Here is a 5,280-nt window from a genome sequence, read left to right as displayed (position 1 = left end):
GCGCCCGTGACGAGCGAGAGCTTGTCCTTCAGAAGCATGGGAATTCCTTTGCGAAAGCGGCGCCGTTCAGACGCCGAGGTAGGCGCGGCGCACGGCCTCGTCGTTGGCCAGCTGCGCGGCGGGGCCGTGCAGCGAGATCTCGCCGTTCTCGAGGATGTAGCCGTAGCTCGACACCGCGAGCGCGAGCTGCACGTTCTGCTCGACCAGCAGGATGGTGATCTTCTGTTCGCGGTGCAGCCGTTCGATGATCTCGAACATCTGCTCCACCAGCAGCGGCGACAGGCCCATCGAGGGCTCGTCGAACAGCATCACGCGCGGGCGCGCCATCACGGCGCGGCCGATCGCGAGCATCTGCTGCTCGCCGCCCGACAGCGTGGCCGCCATCTGGCCCTGGCGCTCCTTCAGGCGCGGGAACATCGCATACACGGCCTCGAGGTCGTTGCGGATGCCCGCGCGGTCGCGCCGCAGGTAGGCGCCCAGGTCGAGGTTCTCGCGCACGCTCATGTCGCGGAACACCTGCCGGCCTTCGGGCACCTGCACGATGCCGCGCTTGACCAGCGCGTCGGAGCCCAGGCGGTCGATGCGCTCGCCGGCCAGCCGCACCTCGCCCTCGGTGCAGTCGACGATGTTCGAGATGCAGTTGAGCGTGGTGGTCTTGCCCGCGCCGTTGCTGCCGAGCAGCGCGACGATCTCGCCCTCGGGCACGTCGACCGAGACATGGCTCAGCGCCTGGATGCGGCCGTAGGCGGCCGAGATGGCGCGCAACGACAACAGCGATTCAGCCATGCGCGGCCCCCTTTGCACTTCCCTTGCCCAGATAGGCCTCGATCACGCGCGCGTCGCTGCCGATCTGCGCGGGCGTGCCCTCGGCGATCTTCTCGCCGAAGGCCATGACGGTGATGCGGTCCGAGATCGACATCACGAGCTGCATCACGTGCTCGACCAGCAGCACCGTGATGCCGTCGCGCGCCACCAGCTCCTTGAGCAGCCGGTCCAGGCTCTCGATCTCGCGGTTGCGCAGGCCGGCCGCGGGCTCGTCGAGCAGCAGCAGCTTCGGCTTGATGGCCAGCGCGCGCGCCAGCTCGAGCAGCTTCTGGCGGCCGAAGTCGAGGTCGCGCGCGGGCTGGTGGCGCTCGTCGGCCAGGCCCACGCGCTCGAGCAGGTGCAGCGCGAAGTCCTCGGTCTCGCGGTCGGGGCGGCGCAGCAGCCGGCCCAGCGTGCCGGTGCCGCGCGCGTGGGTGCCGAGCAGCACGTTCTCGAGCACCGAGAGCTCGGCGAACAGCTCGAGGTTCTGGAAGGTGCGCGCGATGCCCAGCGAGGCCATGCGGTAGGGCGACACGCGCGTGAGCTCGCGGCCCTCGAAGACGACGCTGCCGCTGCTGGGCGTGTAGAAGCGCGAGATGCAGTTGAAGGTGGTCGACTTGCCGGCGCCGTTGGGCCCGATCAGCGCATGGATGCGGCCCTGCTCGACCTGGAACGACAGGCCGTTGACCGCCTTGAGGCCGCCGAACACCACGCTGATGTCGCGCACGTCGAGGAAAGCACTCGTGCTCATCGCGCGCCTCCCGCCGGGGCCGCGCGGCGCGTGGCCTTGCGCGCCGCGAACAGCGAGGCCATGCCCTTGGGCAGGAACATCATGAACAGCATCAGGATGCCGCCGTAGATGATCTCCTGGTAGGACGGTGCCTGGCGCAGCAGCTCCGAGGCCAGGCCGAACACGATGGCGCCCGCCACCGCGCCGCGCACCGATCCCAGCCCGCCGACCACCACCATGGTGAGGATCAGGATGGTGGTCTGGAAGCCCAGGCTCTCGGGATGGATGAAGGAGGTGAACAGCGTGTACATGCCGCCGGCCACGCCCGCGAAGGCCGCCGACAGCACGAAGGCCGTGACCTTGACCGCGCGCGTGTTCACGCCCATCGCGATCGCCGCCACGTCGCTCTCGCGCACCGCGCGGAACGACGAGCCCAGCCGCGAGCGCGACAGCGCCACCGTGAGCCACAGCATCAGTGCCGCGATCGCGACCACGAAGGGATAGGCCTGCAGGTCGTTCATCAGCCGCAGGCCGCCGAGCGCGGCCGGCTTCATCTGCAGGCCGTTCGAGCCGTTGGTCACCTGCTCCCAGTTGAGGAACACCCACTGCATCGCCTCGCCGAAGGCGAAGGTGGCGAGCGCCAGGTAGATGTCGCGCATGCGCAGCGCCAGCAGGCCGATGACCCAGCCCAGCGCGGCCGCGAGCAGCGCGCCCGCGAGGATCGACACCACGAACGGCGGCTGCCACTGGTTGTTGATGAGCCCGGCCGTGTAGATGCCGATGCCGAAGAAGGCCGCGTGCGAGAGCGCGAACTGGCCGGTCTCGCCGATCACCAGGTGCATGCCGAGCGCGAGCACGCTGAACACCATCAGCAGGTTGACCACGTAGAGCACGTAGCCGCTGGCCGCGAAGGGCAGCACCGCGAGCACCGCGGCCATGGCGAGCAGCACGCCGCGATCCCACCAGGGAGAAGTCGTCTGCATGCTCATACCTTCTTCACCTGCGGCTTGCCGCCGAACAGGCCCTGCGGCCGCACCAGCAGCACCACCATGATCGCGACGAAGGGCGCGACCACGATGGCGTTGGACGAGATGAACAGCCCCACGAGGTTCTCGACGATGCCGATGACGAAGCCGCCGACCACCGCGCCCGGCAGGCTGGTGAAGCCGCCGACGATGGCGGCCGCGTAGGCCAGGATCGCGATGTGGCCGATGTCGGGCGTGATCAGGATCTTGGGCGTGATCAGCAGCGCCGCGATGGCCGACAGCAGCCCGGTCAGGGCCCAGATCTTCATGCGGATGGTGCCCAGCTTCACGCCCACGATCTGCGCGCCGCGCGGATTCATGCCGACCGCGCGCATGGCCTGGCCGGTGCGGGTGCGCGTGAACATCAGGTACAGCAGCACCATCACCACCACGGCGGTGCCGAAGATCGCGAGGTCGAGCAGCGTGAGCGAGGCCTGGCCGATGGTGATCGGGTCCTGCGGCACCAGCGAGGGCAGCGAGCGCGGCGTGTCGCCCAGCCCGGTCTTGCGCACCAGGCCCTTGAGCAGGTAGGCGAAGCCCAGCGTGGCGATCACGAGCTGCACGCCGACGCCGCGCGAGGCGGTCACGCGCTGCATCACCACGCGCTGGAACAGCGCGGCCACGAGCGCCGTGACCGCGAGGCTCGCGAGCACCGCGCCCCAGTAGGGCCAGCCCCACACCACCAGCGGGAACAGCGCGAGGTAGCCGCCGGCCATGAAGATTTCGCCCTGCGAGAAGTTCGGCACGTCGGTGGTCTTGAAGACCATGACGATCGCCACCGCGAGCAGCGCGTAGACGCTGCCGGTGACGATGCCGGACAGCACGCCCTGCTGCACGAACAGCCAGATGTCGGAAAGGCTCATGAGATCGCAGCCGCCCTCAGGGCTTGTACTTCCACACGCTCTTGTAGCTGCCGGGCACGAGCGTCATGTTGGTTGCGTCGAACTTGATGTAGATGGCCGCTTCCTGCGCCGCGCGGTCGTCGGGACCGAACTCGATCGGGCCGGCCATCACGCCGGAGTCGAACTTCATGGTCGACAGCGCCGTGAGCACCTTCTCGCGCGTGGGGCTGGGGCCGGCCGCCTTCAGCGCGTTGACCACCGCCATGGCCGAGGGAATGCCGTAGGGCATGTAGGTCTGCGGATAGCCGGGCTTGGCGGCCAGCTCGGGGTAGGCGGCCTTGTACATGTCGTAGACCCACTTGAGCTTGGGACCGCCGGGCACGTCGGCCAGCACTTCCTGGATGTAGACGTTCTTGAAGGCGTCCTTGTTGCCCACGTTCTCCACCAGCTGCTTGAGGTCGGCGGTGGAGTTCACGGCCAGCACGATCGGCTTGTTGAAGCCGAGCTCGAAGGCGCGCTTGACGATCAGGCTCACGGGCCGCGCGTAGGTGGTCAGCAGCAGCACGTCGGGGTTGGCGGCCTTGATCTTGAGCATCGGCGCCGTGACGTCGGTGATGTTCGGGTTGACCGACTGCACCTGCAGGTCGACGCCGCCGAGCGCCTTGGCCTGCGCCTGGGCCGACTCGAGGTTCCAGCCGCCGTAGGCGTCGTCGTGGTTGATGTAGCCGATCTTCTTCGCCTTCAGGTGCTCGCTCGCGAACTGCACCATCGAGCCGCCGACCGCGTGCTGCGAGATCGAGAACGCGCCGTAGATGTACTTGGAAGGCGGATACAGCGCGCCGTCGCCCGAGGCGTTGAGCATCACCAGCGGGATCTTCGCGCGCTCGACGTATTCGCGCGCGCCGACCACGGCGGCCGAGCAGGAGCCGCCGTTGAGCAGGAACACCTGGTCCTGCTCGGTGAGCTTCTTGACCGCGGCCAGCAGGTCGTTGGCGTTGCAGCGGTCGTCCTCCACCACGAGCTCGATCTTGCGGCCGTTCACGCCGCCTTCCTTGTTGATCTTGTCGTAGTACATCTTCGCGGCGTTGATGACGTCGAAGCCGTAGTTCATCGACGCACCCGACATCGGCGAGAACATGCCGATCTTGATGGTCTTGTCGGTCAGGCCGGGCTCGGCCTGCGCGGCGGCGGTGCCCGCCAGGGCGCACAGCGCGGCGCCGAATGCCAGGGCGAGGAAGTTCTTTTTCATGACGTTGTCTCCGTTGGTATGGGTGAGTGAAAGGCGCCGCCCGGTCGCTGGCGCCGGGCGTTACTGCATGCGGTAGCCGCCGTTGACGTCGATCACGTTGCCCGTGATGTACGCCGCCTGCTCCGACACCAGGTAGTCGACCGCGCCGGCCACGTCGTCCACCGTGCCGATGCGCCCGAGCGGGATGTTGGCGGCCGCGGCCGTCAGCGCGCCGCTGCTCTGCACGGTGCCGCGCAGCATCTCGGTGTCGATCAGGCCCGGCGCGACCGAGTTGACGGTCACGCCCAGGTGCGCCGACTCGCGCGCCATGGCCTTGGTCAGGCCCAGCACCGCGGCCTTGGCGCCGATGTAGGTGGCGCTCGAGCGGTAGCCGCCGAGCTGCGCGGCCACCGAGCCGAAGGTGACGATGCGCCCGTGCGCCACCGGCTGAGCCTCGCGCCGGCGCAGGTAGGCACGGCCGCAGAGGAACACGCCGCGCGCGTTCACGGCGAAGGTGCGCTCCCAGTCCTCGAGCGAGGTGTCCTTGATCGGCGAGCGCTCGCCGCCGGGCATCAGCAGCAGCCCGGCCACGCAGACCACCACGCCGACCGGGCCGATGCCGGCCTCGATGTCCTCGAAGGCGGCCTCGAC

6 protein-coding genes are annotated in these 5,280 nt (G+C 68.8%); all 6 read right to left on the bottom strand.

All coding sequences use genetic code 11. The features are described 5' to 3' along the window. Window positions 1-66 precede the first annotated feature (66 nt). Window positions 67-786 carry an ABC transporter ATP-binding protein gene (locus AC27VN_RS31950; RefSeq protein ID WP_203203133.1) on the bottom strand — a complete coding sequence of 240 codons (720 nt, stop codon included), beginning with the start codon at window positions 784-786 and terminating at the stop codon, window positions 67-69. Beyond that, window positions 779-1,555: an ABC transporter ATP-binding protein gene (locus AC27VN_RS31945; protein WP_093354313.1), complete on the bottom strand. Its 777-nt coding sequence runs from the start codon at window positions 1,553-1,555 to the stop codon at window positions 779-781. Before AC27VN_RS31945 ends, AC27VN_RS31950 begins: the two co-directional genes overlap by 8 nt. Then, a complete protein-coding gene (locus tag AC27VN_RS31940; protein ID WP_208507741.1) occupies window positions 1,552-2,517 on the bottom strand; it encodes a branched-chain amino acid ABC transporter permease in 966 nt (321 codons plus the stop codon). Before AC27VN_RS31940 ends, AC27VN_RS31945 begins: the two co-directional genes overlap by 4 nt. 2 nt (window positions 2,518-2,519) lie before the next feature. Continuing rightward, the gene (locus AC27VN_RS31935; RefSeq protein ID WP_057594695.1) at window positions 2,520-3,422 is read right to left on the bottom strand and encodes a branched-chain amino acid ABC transporter permease; all 903 of its coding nucleotides are present in this window, start codon (window positions 3,420-3,422) and stop codon (window positions 2,520-2,522) included. Between the two features lie 16 nt (window positions 3,423-3,438). Continuing rightward, window positions 3,439-4,650, bottom strand: a complete 1,212-nt coding sequence (locus AC27VN_RS31930; RefSeq protein ID WP_208507743.1) for an ABC transporter substrate-binding protein — start codon at window positions 4,648-4,650, stop codon at window positions 3,439-3,441. Window positions 4,651-4,710: 60 nt separating this feature from the next. After that, window positions 4,711-5,280 (bottom strand): SDR family NAD(P)-dependent oxidoreductase (locus tag AC27VN_RS31925; protein WP_490879152.1); only part of this gene is annotated, 570 nt, incomplete at its 5' end.

Source organism: Variovorax sp. 20P10.2.4, from assembly GCF_058244205.1.
Note: the sequence above shows the minus strand (reverse complement) of the source record. Positions and strands in the feature narration are given on the sequence as shown.

What these genes read in the sequence shown, in the direction of transcription:
- AC27VN_RS31930 (WP_208507743.1), bottom strand. Translation starts at nt 4,650, where the DNA reads ATGAAAAAGAACTTCCTCGCCCTGGCATTCGGCGCCGCGCTGTGCGCC.
- AC27VN_RS31940 (WP_208507741.1), bottom strand. Translation starts at nt 2,517, where the DNA reads ATGCAGACGACTTCTCCCTGGTGGGATCGCGGCGTGCTGCTCGCCATG.
- AC27VN_RS31950 (WP_203203133.1), bottom strand. Translation starts at nt 786, where the DNA reads ATGGCTGAATCGCTGTTGTCGTTGCGCGCCATCTCGGCCGCCTACGGC.
- AC27VN_RS31945 (WP_093354313.1), bottom strand. Translation starts at nt 1,555, where the DNA reads ATGAGCACGAGTGCTTTCCTCGACGTGCGCGACATCAGCGTGGTGTTC.
- AC27VN_RS31935 (WP_057594695.1), bottom strand. Translation starts at nt 3,422, where the DNA reads ATGAGCCTTTCCGACATCTGGCTGTTCGTGCAGCAGGGCGTGCTGTCC.